The following is a 23,098-nucleotide window of genomic DNA, read 5'->3' on the forward strand; positions in this document are numbered from 1 at the left end:
TTTTTTGTGCGCCCAGCATGGGCGCAATCTTGCGGGTGAAAGTCCCGCCATAAGCTGACCACAGCGAACGAAGTGAAGCGCAACTGCATGAGGGCGACCGAGTGTGGGGAGGAAGCGTGAATCGAAACCGCGAGCCGATGGACAAGAACCGGATATAAGGCGAAGCCGATCAGGGCGAGCGAGCAAAAGATCGCGAAGCTCTAGTGGTCAAGGATCAGGCTGCGTAAATCCGGCGGTTGTGCGGGAAGGATTGCGTTCTTACCTGGGGAGATCTCGCCTTGTGCCTGAAAGGACGACGGCGCGAGCCGGAGCGAGAAGTCAGCAGAGGCCGTAGTAGTCTTTTTTTTGACGAAGGGCCGAACGAGAGAGAGTGTTGTAGGCCATGTTGATGCGAACGACCGGAAGTCAGATGCCTGCCAAACGCGGGGCGGATGGAGATGATGAGCGGTGAAGCCGTGAGAAGTCCCGTCAGCGACGAGGTCAATCGCCCGCAAGATGAATCCGATAACGCAGGGCAAGGGCTGCTGGAGCGGGCCTTTGCGAGAGAAAACCTGAAGCGGGCGTGGAAACGGGTCAAGGCCAACAAAGGTGCAGCGGGAGTCGATGGTCTGGATATTGAACAGACCGCTGAACATCTGCTGAGCCAATGGACGGCGATTCGTGAACAGCTTCTTTCAGGTGTCTACCGGCCCAGCCCGGTACGCCGTGTGGTCATCCCCAAACCTGACGGCGGTGAGCGCGAGTTGGGCATTCCGACGGTCACCGACCGCCTGATCCAACAAGCGTTGCTGCAAGTCTTGCAGCCACTCCTCGATCCGACTTTCAGTGAACACAGCTACGGCTTTCGTCCGGGACGCTGCGCGCAGGACGCCGTTTTGGCGGCCCAGCGCCATGTGTCTTCAGGGCGCAAAGTGGTGGTGGATGTTGATCTGGAGAAGTTCTTCGACCGGGTCGATCACGACATTTTGATTGATCGCTTGCGCAAACGGATTGCGGATCGGGCGATTATTCGGCTGATCCGGGCCTATCTGGATGCGGGAACGCTGATCAATGGCGTGATCGAGAAAAGCCGCTGCGGGGCGCCGCAAGGCGGCCCGCTGTCGCCGTTGCTGGCGAACGTGCTGCTGGACGAAGTGGATCGGGAACTTGAACGTCGAGGTCATTGCTTCGTGCGCTATGCCGATGACGCGAACGTCTATGTTCGCAGTCATAAAGCCGGGCAGCGGGTGATGATCTTGCTAAGGCGTCTGTATGAAAAGCTGCACTTGAGCGTCAACGAGAGCAAGAGTGCGGTGGCCAGTGCGTTTGGTCGCAAGTTTCTGGGCTATGCATTTTGGTGCGCCCGTGACGAAGTCAAACGTGCGGTATCTCAGAAGGCACAAAAGCAATTCAAGCAACGTATCCGGCAGTTCACTCGCCGTTCATGTGGCCGCAGTTTGCAGCAGGTCGTCGACCTCCTACGTCCCTATTTACTGGGTTGGAAAGCCTATTTCAAGTTGTCACAAACACCAGGTGTCTGGCGTGAATTGGACAAATGGATGCGACACCGACTCAGAGCGATTCAACTCAAGCAATGGAAACGGGGAACGACGACTTATCGCGAATTGCGGGCTTTGGGTGCGAGTAAAGAAGTCGCCCAGAAAGTGGCATGTAACACCCGTCGTTGGTGGGACAATAGTCGATGGGCCCTGAACTGGGTGCTTAATCTCGCGTGGTTTGATCGCTTGGGACTTCCACGTCTCTCCTGACCTCAATCCCTCGAACCGCCCGGTGCGGACCCGCATGCCGGGTGGTGTGGCAGGGGTACGGTCTATGAAGGCCGTCCCCTATGCCGATTGCCTGCGAATGCTTGCCCGATGTCCTCCACGGCACGGCGAAATCTCTGTAGCCAGCAGGCGACCGTTCCTGCTTTCGGCAACGCGGTGGCTGGTTATGTTGGTGTTCCAAAAACAGTTGCCATGGAATGCACATGAATGACCATCAGACACCGCTTCATTCCGAACCTGCGCCGCTGCGCGAAACACTGAAATCTGTGGTGAACGCGGCTTTACCGCAGTCTCCCGAGCAGTTCGGTGCGCAGTTGATCAAGGCAAAATGGGGCCAGGACATCGACCCGCAAAACGCCCTGTTGGTCACGCTGGATTACCGCTACCGCGGGCACCCGCCGCAGGACGGCATCGAGCAAGGCCAGGTGGCAAACACGCAAACCCTGGTGCAGGCGTTGCTGGCGAACTACCAGACCGTCGGTGACGGGCGTTTTGCCGAAAGCCTATTGGGTTTGTTCACACCGCCCGATGTCGGCCCGTCCATTCGCATCGTGGAGCATGTCGATGAATTCGCCGACCACGGCAATGGCAACCACCATACCTACGAAGGCATCTATCGCCGGACCACGCCCCAGGTGTATGGGCCGGCAACGCAAATTGTCCTCAGGCCGACGGCGTTCAAACAGTGGGTGTGGGAACTGGATCTGCAAACCCTCTATCAGGCTTACCTTGATCGCACCTGGCCCTCCGACAAGCGAATCGCCCAGGCGCAGCCTTACGACCTGAGAACCTCGGCCAAGGCCGCCTTTATCATGAGCGCCTGCCTGCAACATCAGGAGGGCAGTTTGAGTCAGGAAGGCCTGGCCTTGGCCATGCAGGCCGCCGGCTTGCCAGCGGAGCAGGCCTGGAGTGCGTTGACCATCGATCAGGTGCAGGCGCCCACGCGCGTCAGTGCGCCGATCGAAGTTGGTCGGCTGACGATCTATCGCTACACATCGGACGATATCTGGTGTTATCGCCACCGTCACAGCGGCCGGGTCTTGTTGAATATTCCCGGCAACTCCTCACCCTTGCATGAATTCGCCGAATGGCCGCACTTGCGCCAATGGATCGTGGCCCAAGGCCGGGTTGCCGCCACACGGCAAGCGCTGGTCGCGCATTTTGCCGAGGACGATCGTGAAGACGGCACTTTCCATGCGGGCGTGTTGACGGCGTTGGAGGGCATGGCGGTTTACCCGAAGGAGCACTGGCTGAAAAAGAACGCGGGGTTTTTCAACAACGACGGTTTCTGGGACCCGCAGGACTACATCGACCTTGAGCGTGTGCCAGCCGACACCGACCCGTTCGCGCAACTGGTACTGACCATGAAGCAGGCCTCCATGGCCAGCGTCAAAACCATCCGTGACGATGCCCAGGTCAATCGCGACAACCTGAGCGCGGTGGTGGAACCGCTTGTGCAATGGATCAACCGGCTGGGACCTTTGGCATTGTTCATTCCGGGAGGTGAGGGCGTCCTGGTGCTGGCCGGGCTGATCGATGCCGGTTATGGCCTCGATCAGGCCATCAACGGTAAAACACCGGAGCAGCGATCCGAAGGCGTGACGCGTACGGTGTTCGGCTTGCTCAATGCACTCCCGTTGGCCGGGGCGGTGGCGGCATTCAAGGGCGAAGAGAAAATCGCCGGAACGCTGCACGAGCGGGGGGAGTCGGGGAACGAGCCGCATCCCGGAGCGCCGGCCGAGCCCACACCCGGGTCGGTTTCGGCACCGGTGTCGACACGTGTGGAGTTGATGCGTGGTATTTGCGCACCGCTTGCGGCCTTCAGTGATGAGGTATTGGCGCAGATCGCGCGGATCAGCACGGTCGACGACGATATACTGCGTCTGATGCAGACCGGTCGTGCGCCGACGCCGTCGCTTGCCGACACCATCACTCGCTTCAAGCTCGATCAGGAGCTCGAGGCCGTCGCCGATCCGCAAGCGCGGGCCGGATTGTTCAACGCCCGCTATCAGGCGCTCCAGCACTCGGACCAGGATTGGATTCGCCTGTTTCAGCGCGAGTACCCCGATTTGCCGAAAAGTGCCGTGGAGCAGATCCTCGACCGTTCGGGGGTCGACATCGATCGGCCCGTCGATGCTGACGAGGCGCTGCAACTGTTCAAGCGCCTGGACAACAAGGCGCGAGAGTATCAGCAGCATGTACGGCTGAACCGTGCCTATGAGGGCCTCTGCTTGCGTTCGGTCAGCCATCCCGATTCCGATGTCCTGGCGTTGCATTCCCTGCAACGCCTGCCCGGTTGGCCGAAAGGCTTGCGCATCGAAGTGCTCGACGGGGCAATCAGTGGCCGGGTCCTGGACCGTTGCGGCCCGCTCGATTCGGCGGATTGCCGGCGCTTGATCAAGGCCGGTGATCGCTATCGGTATGCCACGGTGGCGGCTACCGACGGCGAGGGTTCGGATCTGTTTGCCGCGCTGGTCGATCTAATGTCAGGGGAGGAGCGCGCGGCGATGTCGCTAAGCTCGCCCGACGCGGCCAGCCAGTTGCGCCTGCGTATTGGCGGGCACGCCTTGCCCCGCTCCGAACTGATACTCGGCCTGGATCGAATGGATTCGCGGTTGCCCTTCGACGCCAGGGGATTGCGCGGCGGCGGCTTTCCGAACACGCCACAGGCCGCAGCGCTGACTCACGGAGTCATGCGCCTGCAGGTCAAGGATCTGTATCCGGATTTCACCGATGCCCAGGCCGATGAGTTGCTTATTAACGCGGGTGCCGGGGCGCAAGCGTTGGTGGATCGCCTGATTCTCGAGATGCAGCAATTGCATGCCGATCTGCGCCACTGGGTCGAGCAGGCCGTGCTGGATGTCGATGACATGGACGTAGAATTTCTCGCTGTGGACGATGATGATGCCGCGGGCATGAGTCCTCAGCAGGTGGCGGCGCACAATGTCGAACTGCTGCAAACCGTGATCGATTACGAGCGTGAAACGCGAATTGAGCTGGGCGATGAGCTGATGAGCATCTGGCAAAAATGCCCGCCGCAGATCAATAGAGTGGTGTCTGGTGAGGTGTTTTCCGGCTACAGGCTGGATCTGGGTTTCGAGGACTACCATCGGTTGCCGACGATGAACGTGCGCTTCAATGAGGTCGTCGAGCTATCGATGCAGGGCCTGCACCTTATCGAGCGCGAGAGCCTGAATGCTTTTCTCGAAAGTTTTCCCAATCTGCACTCCCTGAACCTGGAACGCGTGGATCTGCGTCGGCTCAATGCAGACGATGTGCTGGAGGGGGTATTGCCTCCACCGGTTCGGCAAATGACTCGACTCACAACGCTCAACCTGAGTTCAACCTTTCTTCAGCTTCAGGAGAACACGGCTTCGCAATTTCGTGATCTGGTGAGCCTGCAAGCGCTGGATCTGAGTGACAACCCGTTGACTGTCCCGCCCGTGGTATTGGGGTTGAATGAGTTGCGTGTATTGAACCTGAGAAACACTCGGATCAGCCATTGTCCGATTGGCATCGCCGATCAGCCGTACCTCACCTCGCTCGACTTGCGAGGCAACCGGATCCGCCGGGTTCCCTACGCGATACTCAATCAGGCGGTCTCCCGGGACCGGGTGAAACTGTGGGGTAATCCACTGACGGATGAAGAGACGTTGTTGCGCCTGGTCGATCATCGCGAGCGCACCGGTATCAACCTGTGGCTGAGTGAGCCGGGTGCCGATTATGGCGGTGCGACGCCCTGGCTGGAGGAGGGCGATGAAAGCGTGCGCGAGGCGCGGCAACAGATCTGGCAACGATTGGCCGTCAAGCCATCGGGCAGTACGTTGCTCCGGGTCATGGATGGATTGCGCCTGACGGCAGATTTTGAGGTCGGCTATCGGTCGCTGCAGGCACGCGTGTGGCGCTTGCTCCACGAGGCGGATACGTCAGAAGAGTTGTGGGGTTGGTTGCGGCAGTGCGTCGAAACGCGGATGGCCGATGCGCAGAATCCGTTCCGGTTGTTCGTGGTGCTGGAGGATCGAGTCCGGCTGTACCGCGATTGGGTCGCCATGGGGCGGCCGATGCCGCTGGCCGATTATCCGGTGTTTTAGCGGGAAGGGTAAAACGCCTTGAACCCCGGGCCGGGGTTCAAGGCGTGACGGTCAGCGGCGACGGAACAGCGGTAGCGGTTCGTCGGTAGCTGCCTGATAGGACACCGAGAAGTCCTTGAGGCCTTCAAGGGCTTCGTGCGGGTCTTTGTCGGCGCGAATGGCGAACGCGTCGAAACCACAGCGATGCATGTAGAACAACTGGTCACGCAGCACGTCGCCAATGGCCCGCAATTCGCCCTTGAAACCGTAACGGTCACGCAGCAGGCGGGCGTTGGAGTAGTTGCGGCCATCGGTGAATGCCGGGAAGTTCAGGGCGATAACCTGGAACTGCGCCACGTCTTCGCCGATCTCCTCGGCTTCTTCATCGGCGTCCAGCCAGATGCCCAGGCCGCCGTCACGGGCCAGGAGCATGCGGCTGTGTTCACGCCACAGCTGCAACGGCACGATGAGGTCGTCGCAGTTGCTGATCTCGTCGATGTTGAAATCCTTGGGCAGCAGGTGCCAGGTCTCGTCGACGACCTCGTTGTTCTTAATTATTCGCTGCATAGACACGCTCCTTGAAGAGGTCGATGCCAATACGCTGATAGGTGTCGATGAAGCGTTCGTCTTCGGTACGTTGTTCGATGTACACGTCGATCAGCTTTTCGATCACGTCAGGCATGGCTTCCTGGGCAAAGGACGGGCCGAGGATCTTGCCCAGGCTGGCGTCACGGCTGGCGCTGCCGCCGAGGGAAACCTGATAGAACTCTTCGCCTTTCTTGTCCACCCCCAGGATGCCGATGTGGCCGACGTGGTGGTGACCACAGGCGTTCATGCAGCCGGAGATGTTCAGGTCCAGTTCGCCGATGTCGAACAGGTAGTCCAGGTCGTCGAAACGGCGCTGGATCGATTCGGCGATCGGGATCGACTTGGCGTTGGCCAGGGAGCAGAAATCGCCGCCCGGGCAGCAGATGATGTCGGTCAGCAGGCCGATGTTCGGCGTGGCGAAGCCTTGCTCGCGCAGTTCGCCCCACATGGCGAACAGTTTGTCCTGCTCAACGTCGGCCAGGATGATGTTCTGCTCGTGGGAGGTGCGCAGTTGACCGAAGCTGTAGCGGTCGGCCAGGTCGGCCACGGCGTCGAGCTGCTTGTCGGTGATGTCGCCCGGTGCAACGCCGGTTGGCTTCAGGGACAAGGTCACGGCCACATAACCCGGCTTCTTGTGGGCCAGGGTATTGCGTACGCGCCAGCGGGCGAAGCCCGGGTGTTGCTGGTCGAGCTCGGCCAGTGCGGCGGCCTGGTTTTCCAGGGCCTTGTAGTCCGGGTCGACGAAATGCTTGGCGACGCGCTGCACTTCGGCTTCGGTCAATGTGGTCTGGCCACCGCGCAGGTGCTCCATTTCCGCATCGACTTTTTGCGCGAAGACTTCAGGCGTCAGCGCCTTGACCAGGATCTTGATCCGCGCCTTGTACTTGTTGTCGCGACGGCCATAGCGGTTGTAGACCCGCAGGATGGCGTCGAGGTAGCTCAACAGGTCTTGCCACGGCAGGAATTCATTGATGAACGCACCGACCACTGGCGTACGGCCCAGGCCGCCGCCAACCAACACACGGAAGCCCAGTTCGCCAGCGGCGTTGTGCACCGGCTCAAGGCCGATGTCATGGACTTCGATGGCGGCACGGTCGGAAGTCGAACCGTTGACGGCGATCTTGAATTTGCGCGGCAGGTAGGCGAATTCCGGGTGGAACGTGGTCCACTGGCGGACAATCTCGCACCATGGGCGCGGGTCGATCAATTCGTCGGCAGCGACACCGGCAAACTGGTCGGTGGTGACGTTGCGCAGGCAGTTGCCGCTGGTCTGGATCGCGTGCATCTGCACGGTGGCCAGTTCAGCGAGAATGTCCGGAATGTCTTCCACGGCTGGCCAGTTGAACTGCACGTTCTGCCGGGTACTGATGTGGGCGTAGCCCTTGTCGTAGTCGCGGGCAATTTTGGCCATCATTCGCGTCTGGCGCGAAGTCAGTTGGCCGTATGGCACGGCGACTCGCAACATCGGCGCGAAACGCTGGATATAAAGGCCATTTTGCAGGCGCAGCGGGCGGAATTCTTCTTCGCTCAGCTCGCCTGCCAGATAGCGTCGGGTCTGATCACGGAACTGCTTGACGCGGTCCTCGATGATCCGCTGATCGTATTCGTCGTATACGTACATATAAGTCCTGTTCTCAGGCTTGGGCCGGTCGGAAACAGCGGCGTTTTTTGGCTTGCTGGCGTCCGATAAAACCTCGGCAATTCTGCGCGCACGGCCGCGCACTCCCTACGGAGCCGGGGCAAGATAACAGTTTGCAGTTATGCGTAAAAGTGATGTTTGAGCATATGTAAAGAACCAAATCGCCTAATGAGAATCGTTGTTGCAAAGGCCCTGTTTGTGGTGCGGGCAATCGTCGTCTTTACTGTGCTCGAGTCTTTATGCAATCACCGATAAAACCGACAAGAGGCGATGCAATGAGCAACCCAACCAAAGCACGGAAAAGCGATAGCACCGTTGATGCATGGGCAATTTTGTTCCTGATCATTCTGGTCGTGGGGACGGCGGTTTTCTGGGTCAGTCATCAGTAAGCGACCCCGTCCGGGCCCGGTTCCGACGATTGTCTGACAAAAACCGGAAAAGTCGCCGTTTTACGGAGGTTCGCTGGCTATAATGCGCGGCGAATTTCCGGGGGGTCGGACGACCAATGTTGAAGTTTCTATGTGGCGTATTACTGGCGCTGGGCATGGTCGTGGGACCTTGTGCCCAGGCGGCGTCAGTGCTGTTCCTGAACCCGGGAACCCCCACGGAAGCTTTTTGGGTGAGTTACTCGCAGTTCATGCAAGCCGCGGCGACCGACCTGGGGATGGACTTGCGCATCCAGTATTCCGACCGCGTCTCCGAAATCACCATCCAGCAGGCTCGCGAAGCCCTTCAGGGCCGCCATCGTCCCGACTACCTGGTCTTCGTCAACGAGCAATACATCGCCCCCGAAATCCTGCGGCTGGCCAAAGACAGCGGTGTGAAGTTGTTCATGGTCAACAATGCCCTGACCCCGGATCAGACGAAACTGATCGGTGCCCAACCTGACAAGTACCCCGATTTGCTCGGCAGCCTGGTGCCCAATGACGAGGAGGGCGGCTACCTGATGCTCAAGGAACTGATCCGACAGCACGGCCCGGTGGCCCCCGGCCAGACGATCGAATTGCTGGCCTTTTCCGGTTTGAAAATCACCCCGTCCGCTCAGTTTCGCGAGAAGGGCTTGCGGCGTGCCTTGGCCGAGCATCCCGAAGTGCGGTTGCGGCAGTTGGTGTACGGCGGCTGGACCCGGCAACGCGCCTGCGAGCAGGCCAGGTTGTTGTTCAAGCGCTACCCGCAGACGTCGCTGGTCTGGGCCGCGAATGACGAGATGGCGTTCGGTGTGATGCAGGCGTATGTCGAAGCCGGAGGTGTGCCAGGAAAAGGCGTGCTGTTCGGCGCGATCAACACTTCACCCGCGGCGTTGCAGGCACTGCTGGACCGTCGCCTGAGTGTCTTGCTGGGCGGGCACTTCAGTCTCGGTGGCTGGGCGCTGGTGCAATTGCATGACTACGATCAAGGCGTGGACTTCAGCCAGTACGGCGGCCGTGACCGACAGATTCCGCTGTTGCAACTGATCGATCGGACACAGGCCAAACGGCTGCTGGCGATGGGCACAGCGCAGGATTTCGGCGTGGATTTTCACAAACTCTCGGCCAAGGGACGTCCCGCGTCCTGGCGATACCCGTTCACCCTGCAAACCCTGATGCACTGAGTCGCATCAAACACCGGCCAGAAGCAGCACCAGCTTGACGATGCCGAACAGCATCAATGCAAACACCGCCGTGAACACAATCCCCAGAATCACGAAATGACTCGGCTTGCCGTGAGTGAAATCACGGGCCCGGTTCTTCCCGCTCTGCACCCCGAACGCCGCCGCCATGACGCTGTGCAGCATTTGCCAGAAGGTCGGCGGCTTGTTGTCGGCCGGATCGTTCATAAGTCCCTCGCCTGTCATTAGGTCCTCAGAGCATAGACAATCCGGCGGCCAGTGTTGTGGTCGGAGCGGCCTGTGGATCGACGCATTTTGAAATCAGTCTTGATCGGTGCGATAACTATCTACCGCAGAAGCGGTTCGCTGAAATGATGTTCTGTCGTTCCATTATTCAGGAGCGACATAATGTCTACCCATCCCCCCTCTGTGCCTCGTCAACGCCTGGTTCCGGGCCGAAACAGCATTCATCGCGAACTTCTTGAACAGTTGACGCCTGGTTGGTTGATCGATGCCACGCCGCAGCGGCGAGCAGCAATGAAAGCGAGCGGCTCGCTCCCGCCGCACTGGTACCAGCGAGCATCCCGCGAGCAACAGCAGGCACTGAAAGACGTTTTCAACGACAGTTTTGTTTCCCAGGCCCGGCTCGACAAGACGATGTCGTCGCTGCCAGATGCCGAAAGCTTTGCCGAGCCGATACTGCGCAAGGCCTTGAAGGACCAATTTGGTGTTGAGGTCGACGTCAACAAAACCCTGGTGTGTCTCAGGCGAGCGCTGGAAGTCAGCGACCTTGAAATAGAGATCGCCTCGTTCGAGGTGATGAAGATTTCGTTGTTGCAAGCGGCACTGCATAACTTCGAAGCGTCCGAGTGTGAGGAGGGCGCCTTTCATCGTGGGTCCGGGTTTGTGATCGAGACATCGACGCCAGGCACGTTCGAGGTCGCTACCTTCAGCATGTCGGTCAGGCAGTTCCTCTCTCTCTGTCGCAAGCTGGATATCGGTGCGCAGTATCGAACCCGAGTGAAGGCGTTTTTCCAGCCAGTGGATGCGCAGAAGGAAACGACATTGCGCCAGCAATTCGTTGCCAGCCAGAAAGCGGCATTGAGGGCGGCAGCCGAACTGGCGCTGCTGAAAAAGGACATCGAGCCCGACGATTACGCAATGATTCTTTCGGTGGTTAACGGCGAAGTTCATCCCCGTCTCGGCAACAGGCCTGTCTGGTTTCGTGACCTGAGTTTGATGAAACGCAGGATGACAGGCTGCGTCGTGTTCGGCATCTGTGAACAATATCGCTATTCCGATGATTTCATCGTTTACATTCCTCATGATCCGGAGCATCCGCTTAAACGCTATACCCCTGAGCGGATGAGGGCAGAATTCAAGCGGCAATTCACAGCCCTTGGCGCATCTCCATCGAGTGATGGACCGACGGAGCACCAGCGGTTTTTCAGCCAGTTCGTCGCTTACGCCGACCGCCCTTACTATTTCAGTCAGTTCACCCGTAAAGCCGCGGATGCTCCCGCCGATCCCTTGCACTCTATCTGGGTGAAAGTCGCGCAGTACATTCCCGTGCTTTCTTCCATCGCCCGCATCAAGGAATTGCCACCAGAGCGTTCGACCAGGCGCGAGCCGGTCGAAGATCCGTATCTCAAGCCTGTCGACGTCAATCGCAAAGGCGTGGCCGGCATCTGGGCTGCCAACACTGATCTCTGGATCTATCTCTACGAGCAAAACCGCGCCAAGGTCATCGCCGATGCGCGCAGTCATGCCGTACCCACGGCGGACGTCGATGCAAAGGTGCGGGCAGAAAAGCTCAATCACCTGCTGGAAATCGGCATGCTGGGCTTGAACATGGTGTCGATGTTCGTACCAGTGCTGGGCGAGATCATGCTGACGGTAATGGCCGGGCAATTGCTGTACGAGTCGTTCGAAGGGGGTATCGAATGGAGTGAAGGTGATCGCCATGCGGCCAAGGCGCACCTGATCGATGTCGCGGAAAACCTGGCGTTGATCGCGGCGATGGCCGGGGCCGGCAAGGTGCTCGGCAAGATAGCGCCGGTTGCACCGGAGCCGGTGATCGAAGGGCTGGACGCCATCAAGCGCCCCGATGGCGCGACACGGCTGTGGAAACCCGACCTGGAGGCCTATGAGTGCAACGTTGAGCTGGGCGATGACATCGCCCCCAATGCCCTGGGACAGTTTCGTGCGAACCGCAGGACTTACATTCGCCAGGCGGGCAAGGTGTATGAGATCACCTTTGATTCAACGCTGAAAAAATGGCGCATCAAGCATCCGTCCGATACCGGGGCCTGGCGACCGATTCTCGAACACAACGGCTACGGTGCCTGGCGCCATACGCTGGAACGTCCTCTTGAGTGGGACCGACTGACTCTGTTGCGGCGCATGGGCCATGCGACCGAGGCCCTGACTGACGAACAACTGCTCACCATCGCCGATGCCAGCGGTACCCGTGACAGTGCCCTGCGCAAGATGCATCTCGATCACCTGCCTCCGCCTCCCGGGCTGGCTGAGTTGTTGTCGGCGTTCGAGCCTGGCCCGGGGAACACCGAGGCGGTCAAGGGACCGGTGGCGATGCTGCGGCGCGCTTGCCCGGGGCTGAGTGAACCGGCTGCCAACAGAGTGTTGCTGGATGCCAATGCCGAGGAACTGGCACGGTGGCAGACGACGCGGCGGATTCCCTTGAGCATGCTTGAAGAGGGCCGCTGGTATGCACGACAAGGGCGCGTCAACCGTGCCTTTGCCGGGTTGCATCTGGAGCGAATGGCGTCGGCGGACAGCCGATGGCTCGCACTGCATTCCCTGGAGAAGCTGCCGGGCTGGTCCGACAGCGTGCGCCTGGAAGTGCGCGACGGTCACGTCGAGGGGCCGCTGATCGATGGCATTGGCAGTCAGACTGCCGTCACGCGTAAATACGTGGTCAAGAAAGGACCGGCTTACCAGGCGTTCGATGAACGCGGCGAGGAGCTCAACGGCATTCCTCGAAATGGCGACAACTTTTACTCGTCGATCATGCACGCCTTGCCCGACTCGGCGCGCCAGGCGCTGGGTGTTCCTCATGTGGCTCAGGGCAGCCAGTTGCGCACGGCAATCATCGACTACGCCAGCGCCCATCGTGTCGAACTGGCACAACGCCTGGAGACACGCACTGGCAAGACTGCGAAGTTCAAGCCTCCGGTTCGGGTCAACGAACGGTTGGTGGGGTACTACGCCAGCGGACGCGGGCAAGGGATCAATCCTTCGCTGGCGACGCGGGTTCGGGATGTCTATCCGGCGCTGACCGAACAGCAGGCCAACGGATTTGTCCTGGCGCAGTTGCGTGCGGGAAAAACCGATGCGCAGATTTACGGTTTGTTGCAGGCCCGCCTGCGCGAGTGGGAGATGCTTGAGGCGACGCTCGATCATTGGGTTGGCGAGCCATCGCCGAGCTCTGCCCTGGAACGCATGCTGGGCGGCAAGGCCTCGGTCGCGCAGAGCCTCAAGCAAAGCTGGCGCAACTCGCCATTGGCCGCAGAGCACTCGCGCTTCACGTTGCTTGACCTGACCTGTGATCAAGCGCTTCCTTCGTTGTCGGCGGATTTCTCCCATGTGCGTGATCTGTACGTCCGGGGCCGGTGTATCACGGACGCCAATGCCGATGTGCTGTTGGCGAATTTCCCCAGGTTGAAAAGACTGCGGATCAACGCCACGGACAACCAGTTCAGCAATGTGCCCGAGGCCATCGGCACGATGCCGGAGCTCACCGATCTGAGCCTGTATTCAGCCGCTCCCTACGCCGTCGACATGCCGTCGAGGCTGAGCGCGCTGACCAGGCTTGAGGACCTCACTGTCTATTGTTCGGGGTTCACGCCGATTGCGCTGGATGTCAGCCAATTGCGCAATCTGCGCCGGCTGGATGTGCTGGCACTTGCGATGTTTGAATGGCCCGCCGGGGTTCTCGAACTGCCGCGCCTTGAGCGATTGAGTCTCAAGGGCACCGGAATCAGAACCTTGCCCGACGGCATTTTCAACGGACATGGAAAGCTCTGGTCCGGACTGTCGCTGGACTGGTCGAATGTCCTTCGTGAAAATTTCAGGCCAGCGTATGAGTACGCCAAAAGGCAATCCCCACACCTTGTTGATCTCGAGGAAATGGTCAGGGATTACAGCAAGGGTGAGTTGAGACGCCTTGGCGAGGGCATCAACGAGAATCACGAGGCCTTGTTCAATCGGTTTGTCGAGCAGTGGCAGGACGCCGAGGCGAGGTACGGGGCGATCGAAGCCTTGAGTGAGCAACACCATGTGCTCAACCGCAACCTCAATGACTGGTCCTATCGTGCGCTTAAACTGCCAACCGCGATCAATGAAGTGGCAGGTCGGACATTAGCGGCAAACTCCCTGAGAGCGTGCTGGCGCAACGGTGTATTCAAGCGTTACGGCGCTACAGCCAATGCCTCGGTGCTCGACTTGCCTAATCTGGGACTGAGTAGTTTTCCCGAGCTGCCGGCCGGCGCTTTCCCAGAGGTGCAAACGCTGTATTTGAGGGGGAGTAAAGCGCCTGCAGAACAGATTCGCGGTTTCATCAATGGGTTCTCCGAACTTCAAACACTCGACTTGCGTAGTTGCAGCCTGACGGAAATCCCCATCGGTCCCAACGATCTCGGAAAATTGACTCAGCTGGATCTCTCCAATAACGCGATTGTTGTCGATTCAGGTGTTCAGCAAGGTCTCGATGGGTTGCAGACGCTCGAATATCTGGAACTGAGCAGCAACCCTGTGAACACCCTGGACGTCAGCGCAATGACTCGCCTCAAGGCCTTGAACCTGCACGCGACAGAGTTGCGGGAGTGGCCGGCAGGTGCCCAGGACTTGCCGGAGCTGACCTGGCTGGATTTGCGCGACAGCAAGATTTCCGAGCTGCCGGTGGCAGTGCTGGAAAATGAAGTATTGCTCAAAACCAATCTCGGCGGTTCGCCCTTGACCCCTCAGGCTGGCGCAATGCTCAAGAGCGCCTGGCAGCGAATAGACGTTGCCAGGGTGCTGCCGGAGGGTGCCCTGGAGCGGTTCGCCCTGGAGCCGATACCGCTCGGTTTCCCGCCGTCCGAGAGTGGGCTTTCCATTGCGCAGCATTTGCTGGCGCTGCCTGAGGTTGCGGCGGGAGAAGGGGCCGAGGTTTTCACAAGGCGTCTGCAACGTTTGAAGCCGACACTGGCGGATGATGAAGCCTTGCAAGCGCTGGAACAGATGCGCGAGCGCGGGGCGACCGAGGTGCAAATCAGTGAGCGTCTTGCCGGTTGGGAACAGACCTTCGAAGCGCTTACGCGTCAGTTGAACGGCTGGATCTTTACCCGTGGAGTGCGCGGCACAGGCTGGATGACGTCCTCAAGCATTCGCAGGCTGGGCGCCTTGCGCATCCTCGAATGCTGGCGCGAAGGCCTGACCGGCGTGGAGGGTGTTGCCAATGCCGTATTGGATCTGAGCGGCCTGCAACTGGGCGATCTTCCCACGTTGCCGGCAACGTTCGAGCACGTCGGTACGTTGAAACTGACCGGTGTAAAACTGACCCGGACAGGCTCCGACGGGTTCCTCGATGCCTTTACCCTGCTGAAAACCCTGGAACTCAATGGCAATGGGCTGGAGGCAATACCCGAGCCGGTCCAGCGCATGGATTTGCTCGAGCGGCTGGAACTGTCTTCGAACCGGCTGGACGATGCCGAGCACCTCTACGCCTCGTTGAGCAATCTGGAACGCCTGAAGCGGCTGGACCTGGGCTACAACGAACTGGACTCCTTCGATCTCGACGTTTTCGATGCGCTGGTGACACTCGATCTGCGCAATAACAATCTGACGCAATGGCCGGGCGGCGTGCTGGATGCCGCCCACCTCAGAGTCCTGAATCTGAGTGGTAACGACATCACATCGGTTCCGGCGCAGGCTCTGGATGGCAATCACAACGTCCTGATGATCGGCATCGATCTGAGCGACAACAACCTGGCGCTTGAAAGCCTCGAACGCTTGAGGGCCTACCGTGATTCAGGAGCACGGGACACCGTGCTGGGACTCTCGCGCGCTGAACTCGACGAGTTGCTTGATGATGCTCACGACCAAAGCGACAGTGACAGCATCGAGTCGGATGAAGAACTCCCTGACGTTGAGCCTGATTCCGCGCAAAAGGCCCCTTGGCTGGCCAATGTGCCTGCGGAGGAACAGGCCGGTAAAAGCGAAATCTGGAATCGGCTGGCAGCCGAGCCGGACAATGCTGCGTTCTTTCATTTGCTTGAGCGATTGCAAGACACCCGGGAGTTTCGGGTGGCCAGTGCCGACTTGACGCGACGGGTCTGGACAGTGATGGAGGCCGCAGCCAGCAACAGCGAGCTTCGGCAAGTCCTGTTCGCCAGTTCGAGCACCCATGGCACCTGTGTCGACGGGCGAATCCTCACGTTCAGCGGGCTGGAAAGCAAAGTGTTCACCCACAATGCCTTGCTCGACATTCCGCCTGGAGGCCTGAGTGTGAAGGGCGAAGCACTGCTGAAACTGTCCAGGCAGCTGTTTCGACTGGACAAGATCGATGATCTGGCGACCAAAGCCGCGGCTCATTCCGGCGAGGATGAGGCCGAGGTGCGCCTGGGTTATCGAATCGGTCTGACGGAGGGCTGGGATGACGGCCTGATCCTGCCGGGTCAGCCGAAACACATGACGTATGCCTCGGGCGTCACGCGACAACAACTGGCGCACGCGCGCGTGGAAATCGTCAATGCGGAACGGTCCGACGGGTTTTTCGAAGACTTGATCCAGCGCGACTATTGGGTGAGTTATCTCAAGGAGAAATACCCTGAAGAGTTCACGGCACTTGATGAGGCGGAGAGTCAGGCAGGGGAGGATGACGGTGTTGATATCGCCGATGACGCTGCTCTTTTGACTCAGATGTTCGAACAGACGGCGGCGCGCAACGCGAAGATGATCGAGTTGTCCCGCAAGGAGGTTGCGGGTGAAGAACCGCAACCAGGGACATCGGCCAGGAATAGCTAAATCAGCCGCCGGATAGCTAATGTGGGAGCGGGCTTGCTCGCGAAAGCGGAACAACATTCAACATCGATGTTGACTGATAGACCGCTATCGCGAGCAAGCTCGCTCCTACAGAAGGCCTTGCCAACCACAATGTGATCGGCAAGGCTGTTTAGTTGTCGTAACCCAGGTTCGGCGCGAGCCAGCGTTCGGTCACGCTCAATTCCTGGCCTTTGCGCGAGGTGTAGCTCTGCACCTGGTCCTTGTCGATCTTGCCCACGGCAAAGTATTGCGCCTGCGGGTGAGCGAAGTACCAGCCGCTGACCGCTGCCGCCGGGAACATCGCGTAGTGTTCGGTGAGGAATACCCCACTGCGGCCTGCGCGCATTTCCTGGGCTTCTGGATCGAGCAGGGCGAACAACTGGGCTTTCTCGGTGTGGTCCGGGCAGGCCGGGTAGCCCGGTGCCGGACGGATACCGCTGTACTGCTCCTTGATCAGCGCATCGTTATCCAACGCTTCATCCTTGGCATAACCCCAGTAGTCTTTACGCACCTGCTGGTGCAGCCACTCGGCGCAGGCTTCGGCCAGGCGGTCGGCCAGGGCCTTGACCATAATCGAGTTGTAATCGTCGCCGGCGTCCTGGTAAGCCTTGGCCACCTCTTCGGCACCGATCCCCGCGGTGGTGATGAAACCACCCACGTAGTCAGTCACTTCACTGCCTTTGGGCGCGACGAAGTCGGCCAGGGAGAAGTTCGGCTTGCCGTCGGTCTTGATGATCTGCTGGCGCAGGTGATGCAGCTTGGCCATCGGCTTGCCGTCATCGCCATAGAGCTCGATGTCGTCGTCATGCACCTGGTTGGCCGGCCAGAAACCGAACACCGCACGGGCGCTGATCAGCTTCTCGTCGATCAGTTTGGTCAGCATTTCCCGAGCGTCTTTATAGAGCGAGGTGGCGGCTTCACCGACCACTTCGTCCTGGAGGATGCGCGGGAACTTGCCGGCCAGGTCCCAGGAAATGAAGAACGGCGTCCAGTCGATGTACTCGGCCAGGACGTTGAGGTCGATGTTGTCCAGCACCCGGGTGCCGGTGAAGGTCGGTTTGACCGGCGTGTAGCCCGCCCAGTCGAATTGCGGTTTCTTGGCGATGGCCGCGCCGTAACTCAGGCGTTCGGTGCGGGCGCTGCGGTTGGCGGTGCGCTCGCGAACCTCGATGTAATCCTGGCGGGTTTTCTCGACGAAACCGGCCTTGAGCTCCTTGGACAGCAACTGCGTCGCCACGCCCACCGCGCGGGAGGCGTCGGTGACGTAGATCACCGCATCGTTGCTGTACTTGGGCTCGATCTTCACCGCCGTGTGCGCCTTGGAGGTGGTGGCGCCACCGATCATCAACGGCAGGTGGAAGTCCTGGCGCTGCATTTCCCGGGCGACGTGGACCATCTCGTCCAGCGACGGGGTGATCAGGCCGGACAGGCCGATGATGTCGCACTTCTGTTCCTTGGCCACCTGGAGGATTTTCTCCGCCGGCACCATCACGCCGAGGTCGACGATGTCATAGCCGTTGCAACCGAGCACCACGCCGACGATGTTCTTGCCGATGTCGTGCACGTCGCCTTTCACGGTCGCCATGAGGATCTTGCCCTTGGCTTGCGGCTTGTCGCCTTTTTCCAGTTCGATGAACGGGATCAAGTGAGCCACGGCCTGCTTCATCACGCGGGCGGATTTCACCACTTGCGGCAGGAACATTTTGCCGGCGCCGAACAGGTCGCCGACGATGTTCATACCGGACATCAGCGGACCTTCAATCACCTCGATCGGGCGAGCAAAGGACTGGCGCGATTCTTCGGTGTCTTCGACGATGTGGGTGGTGATGCCCTTGACCAGTGCGTGCTCCAGACGCTTGTTGACGTCCCAGTTGCGCCACTCTTCGGTCTCGGCTTCCTTGACGCTGCCGTCGCCCTTGTACTTGTCGGCGATGGCGAGGAGGGCGTCGGTGCCTTCCGGGGTGCGGTTGAGGATCACGTCTTCCACGGCGTCGCGCAGTTCCACCGGGATCTGGTCGTAGATCTCCAGTTGCCCGGCGTTGACGATGCCCATGGTCAGGCCGTTGCGGATCGCATACAGCAGGAACACCGAGTGAATCGCCTCGCGCACCGGGTTGTTGCCACGGAACGAGAACGACACGTTCGACACGCCGCCGGAGGTCAGTGCATACGGCAGTTCGTTACGGATGTAGGCACAGGCATTGATGAAATCGACGGCGTAGTTGTTGTGTTCTTCGATACCGGTGGCGACGGCGAAGATGTTCGGGTCGAAGATGATGTCTTCCGGCGGGAAGTCCACTTCGTTGACCAGAATGTCATAGGAGCGCTTGCAGATCTCCTTCTTGCGCGCTTCGGTGTCGGCCTGGCCGGCTTCGTCGAAGGCCATCACCACCACGGCGGCGCCGTAGCGCTTGCACAGTTTGGCGTGATGGATGAACTGCTCGACGCCTTCCTTCATGCTGATCGAGTTGACGATGCCCTTGCCCTGGATGCACTTGAGGCCGGCTTCGATCACTTCCCACTTGGAGGAGTCGATCATGATCGGTACGCGGGAGATGTCCGGCTCGCCGGCAATCAGATTGAGGAAGGTCACCATGGCCTTCTTCGAATCGAGCATCCCTTCGTCCATGTTGATGTCGATCACCTGGGCGCCGGCTTCAACCTGCTGCAGGGCGACTTCCAGGGCTTCGGTGTAGTTGTCTTCGCGGATCAGACGGGCGAACTTGGCGGAACCGGTGATGTTGGTCCGCTCGCCGACGTTGACGAACAGCGAGTTGCGATCGATGGTGAACGGCTCAAGGCCCGAGAGGCGGCAAGCCTTCGGGATGTCCGGAATCTCGCGCGGCGCATAACCGGCCACGGCCTTGGCGATGGCTTCGATGTGGCCCGGCGTGGTGCCGCAGCAACCACCGACGATGTTGAGGAAGCCGCTCTGGGCGAATTCTTCGATGACCTTGGCGGTTTCCGACGGCAATTCGTCGTACTCACCGAATTCGTTCGGCAGGCCGGCGTTCGGGTGCGCGGAAACGTGGGTGTTGGCCTTGTTCGACAGCTCTTCGAGGTACGGGCGCAATTCGCGGGCGCCGAGGGCGCAGTTCAGGCCGACGGAAATCGGCTTGGCGTGGGCCACGGAGTTCCAGAACGCTTCGGTGGTCTGGCCCGACAGGGTGCGGCCCGAGGCGTCGGTGATGGTGCCGGAAATCATGATCGGCAGCTCGATCCCCAGTTCCTCGAACACGCCTTGTACGGCGAAGATCGCGGCCTTGGCGTTCAGGGTGTCGAAAATGGTTTCGATCAGGATCAGGTCGGCGCCGCCTTCGATCAGGCCTTTGGTGGACTCGGTGTAGTTTTCCACCAGTTCATCGAAGGTCACGTTACGGTAGCCGGGGTTGTTCACATCCGGGGACAACGAGCAGGTGCGACTTGTAGGACCGAGCACGCCGGCGACGAAGCGTGGTCGGTCCGGGGTTTCCAGGGTCTTGGCGTCGGCAACCTTGCGTGCCAGGCGTGCGCCTTCTACGTTTAACTCATACGCTAGGCCTTGCATGCCGTAGTCGGCCAGGGAAATCTGGGTGGCGTTGAAGGTGTTGGTTTCCAGAATGTCGGCGCCAGCGTCCAGGTAGGCTTTTTCAATGCCGCCAATCACGTCCGGGCGAGTCAGTACCAACAGGTCGTTGTTGCCTTTGACATCGCTTGGCCAGTCAGCGAAGCGTTTGCCACGGTAATCCTGCTCTTCGAGCTTGTAGCTCTGGATCATCGTGCCCATACCGCCATCGAGAATCAGGATGCGCTCTTTGAGGGCGTGCTTGAGAGCTTGAAGGCGAACGCTGCGATCGGACATTTGGACTACTCGGTAAGGCCATGACGAAGGGCCGGGATGATAGCAAACCTGTGCGCTTTTGGAGCATGACTCGAATTTGCATGAATATCGTTCATGTTGGTAAGGATGACAGACCGGTAGAATCGCGGCGTTTTTTCAGGATCCGGGACCAGGGACATGTCGTATCGCTTCGTCATCGGCACATTGCTGCTGTTTTTAAGCTGGGGCGCCGTGGCGCAAAGTCCGGCGATTTCCTCTGCCATTTCATACAGCCGCGACATTCAGCCGATCTTCACTGAAAAGTGCGTGGCCTGCCACGCCTGCAACGACGCCGCCTGTCAGCTCAACCTGGGCAGCGGTGAGGGCGCGGCACGTGGCGCGACCAAAGTCCCGGTCTATGACGGTGACCGTCGCCAGGCGGTTGCACCGACCCGACTGTTCTATGACGCCTCTGGCAAACAGGCCTGGCAGCAAAAGGGCTTTTATTCGGTGCTCGATGCCCAGGGCAGCCAGGCTGCACTGATGGCGCGGATGCTGGAGCTTGGCCACAAGACTCCGTTGCAACCCAATGCGAGGCTGCCGGAAGACATCGTCCTGGGCCTGAACCGGGAAAACATGTGTGCCATGCCCGCGGAGTTCGACGGCTACGCCGCCAAGCATCCGAAGGAGGGTATGCCGCTGGCAGTGACCGGCCTGACCGACCAACAGTACCAGACGCTGCAACGCTGGCTGGCGGCAGGCGCGCCGATTGATCAGCAGGCGCTGGCGCCCAGCGCCAGGGAAGCCTTGCAGGTGGTGCAATGGGAAAACCTGCTCAATTCGCCGGGCGCCCGGGAAAGCCTGGTGGGGCGCTGGCTGTACGAGCACTGGTTCCTCGCCCATCTCTACTTCAAGGACGGCGAGCCTGGGCATTTCTTCCAGTGGGTGCGTTCGCGCACCCCGACCGGCCAGCCGATTGACCTGATCAACACCCGTCGCCCGAACGATGATCCGGGCACGCAGTTCTACTATCGGTTGTGGCCGGTGCAGGGCGTGATCGTGCACAAGACCCACATCACCTATGCGCTGAGTCCGGCGAAGCTGGCGCGGGTCAAGAGCCTGTTCTACAGCGGCAACTGGCAGGTCGACGCATTGCCAGGCTATGGGCCGCAGAGCCGGGCCAACCCGTTTGCCACCTTCGAAGCTATTCCGGCCCAGGCGCGCTATCAGTTCATGCTCGATAACGCCGAGTATTTTGTGCGCACCTTCATCCGTGGGCCGGTGTGTCGTGGTCAGATCGCCACGGACGTGATCCGCGATAATTTCTGGGCGCTGTTCCAGGCGCCCGAGCACGACCTGTATGTCACCGATCCGAACTATCGCGGGCAGGCCACGCCGTTGCTGGCGATGCCGGGGCAGAACGATGATGTCGGCAGCGTCCTCAGCCTGTGGCACGACTACCGCGACAAGCGTAATGAATACGAAGCCTTGCGCCGGGACAGCTACGCCGACGAGCCTGCGCCGAGCTGGTCGACCCTGTGGGCCGGCAACGACAATGCGTTGCTGAGTATCTTCCGCCATTTCGACAGCGCTTCGGTGACCAAAGGCCTGATTGGCGAAGTGCCGCAAACGATATGGCTGTTCGACTATCCGCTGCTGGAGCGCACCTACTATCAATTGGCAGTGAACTTCGATGTGTTCGGCAACCTGTCCCACCAGGCTCAGACGCGCCTGTATTTCGACCTGATCCGCAACGGCGCCGAGCAGAACTTCCTGCGCCTGATGCCCGCCGATTCCCGAGATGGCTACCTTGACGACTGGTATCAGAACAGTGGCAAATTCAAGATGTGGCTCGACTACGAGACCATCGACGACGACAAGCCGACCGCGCTGAAACTCAATCCGGTTGACCCCAAGCGTGACTTTGCCAATCAGCTGCTGGCCCGATACGGCGACCTCAATGCCAGGCCCGACCCGATCAATCGCTGCGACGGCGCTTACTGTTCGCGGCCGAACATCGACCCGGACCTGCAAAGTGCCGAGCAGGCGCTGAGCCGTCTGACTTCGCGGCCGGCTGCCGGGCTGAAGGTCATCGACCAACTGCCGGAAGCCACCCTGCTGCGGATCGAAACCAGCAGCGGCAAGCGTGAGGTCTATAGCCTGTTGCGTAACCGTGCCCACAGCAACGTGGCGTTTTTGCTCGGCGAATCGCTGCGCTACCAACCGGGGCTCGACACCTTGACGATTTTCCCCGGCGTGCTCAGCAGCTACCCGAACTTCATGTTCAACATTCCGGCCGGGCAAGTGCCAGCGTTCGTGGATGCGATGGAAAGCGCCAAGGACACTGACAGCTTCGAGAAAATCGTCGAACGTTGGGGAATACGCCGCAGTCATCCGCAATTCTGGGTTTATTTCCATGACCTGAGTCGCTACATCCAGGAAAATGACCCGGTGGAAGAGGGCGTGCTGGACATGAACCGCTACGAGAACCTCTGATCCACTGCTGACCCCCTGTGGGAGCGGGCTTGCTCGCGAAGACGTCGTGTCAGGCAGCCTTGATGGCGACTGACCCACCGCTTTCGCGAGCAAGCCCGCTCCCACAGA

General features: G+C 59.9%; 9 protein-coding genes. 5 read left to right on the forward strand and 4 right to left on the reverse strand.

What is annotated here, in order from left to right; all coding sequences use genetic code 11:
- The first annotated feature begins 440 nt into the window (after positions 1 to 440).
- Entirely contained in the window at positions 441 to 1,748 is a 1,308-nt protein-coding gene (ltrA, locus tag AC3IT6_RS12810; RefSeq protein ID WP_489355972.1) for a group II intron reverse transcriptase/maturase, read from the forward strand.
- Positions 1,749 to 1,969: 221 nt separating this feature from the next.
- A complete protein-coding gene (locus AC3IT6_RS12815) occupies positions 1,970 to 5,857 on the forward strand; it encodes a dermonecrotic toxin domain-containing protein (protein ID WP_489355974.1) in 3,888 nt (1,295 codons plus the stop codon).
- A 51-nt stretch (positions 5,858 to 5,908) separates the two neighbouring features.
- On the opposite strand, the gene AC3IT6_RS12820 is transcribed toward AC3IT6_RS12815, so the two are convergent.
- Together AC3IT6_RS12820 and AC3IT6_RS12825 are read right to left on the reverse strand one after the other, a co-directional pair.
- A complete protein-coding gene (locus AC3IT6_RS12820) occupies positions 5,909 to 6,403 on the reverse strand; it encodes a DUF934 domain-containing protein (protein WP_150723618.1) in 495 nt (164 codons plus the stop codon).
- The gene (locus AC3IT6_RS12825) at positions 6,387 to 8,045 is read right to left on the reverse strand and encodes a nitrite/sulfite reductase (protein ID WP_150723619.1); all 1,659 of its coding nucleotides are present in this window, start codon (positions 8,043 to 8,045) and stop codon (positions 6,387 to 6,389) included. Before AC3IT6_RS12825 ends, AC3IT6_RS12820 begins: the two co-directional genes overlap by 17 nt.
- A gap of 523 nt (positions 8,046 to 8,568) precedes the next feature.
- Here AC3IT6_RS12825 and AC3IT6_RS12830 point away from each other — a divergent pair.
- A complete protein-coding gene (locus AC3IT6_RS12830) occupies positions 8,569 to 9,654 on the forward strand; it encodes an ABC transporter substrate-binding protein (RefSeq protein WP_489355976.1) in 1,086 nt (361 codons plus the stop codon).
- A 6-nt stretch (positions 9,655 to 9,660) separates the two neighbouring features.
- Here the strand turns inward: AC3IT6_RS12830 and AC3IT6_RS12835 are convergent, their stop codons facing one another.
- On the reverse strand, positions 9,661 to 9,879 hold the full coding sequence (locus AC3IT6_RS12835; RefSeq protein WP_489304313.1) for a DUF2970 domain-containing protein: 219 nt from the start codon (positions 9,877 to 9,879) through the stop codon (positions 9,661 to 9,663).
- A 180-nt stretch (positions 9,880 to 10,059) separates the two neighbouring features.
- Between AC3IT6_RS12835 and AC3IT6_RS12840 the strand changes: the two genes are divergently transcribed.
- The gene (locus AC3IT6_RS12840) at positions 10,060 to 16,677 is read left to right on the forward strand and encodes an NEL-type E3 ubiquitin ligase domain-containing protein (RefSeq protein ID WP_489355978.1); all 6,618 of its coding nucleotides are present in this window, start codon (positions 10,060 to 10,062) and stop codon (positions 16,675 to 16,677) included.
- Between the two features lie 148 nt (positions 16,678 to 16,825).
- Here the strand turns inward: AC3IT6_RS12840 and metH are convergent, their stop codons facing one another.
- Positions 16,826 to 20,536: a methionine synthase gene (gene metH, locus AC3IT6_RS12845; RefSeq protein WP_489355980.1), complete on the reverse strand. Its 3,711-nt coding sequence runs from the start codon at positions 20,534 to 20,536 to the stop codon at positions 16,826 to 16,828.
- Positions 20,537 to 20,692: 156 nt separating this feature from the next.
- Here metH and AC3IT6_RS12850 point away from each other — a divergent pair, with 156 nt between their 5' ends.
- Positions 20,693 to 22,990 (forward strand): fatty acid cis/trans isomerase, encoded by a 2,298-nt coding sequence (locus AC3IT6_RS12850; RefSeq protein WP_489355982.1) that lies wholly within the window; start codon positions 20,693 to 20,695, stop codon positions 22,988 to 22,990.
- Positions 22,991 to 23,098: the final 108 nt, after the last annotated feature.

This window comes from Pseudomonas sp. KH_017 (assembly GCF_057840285.1).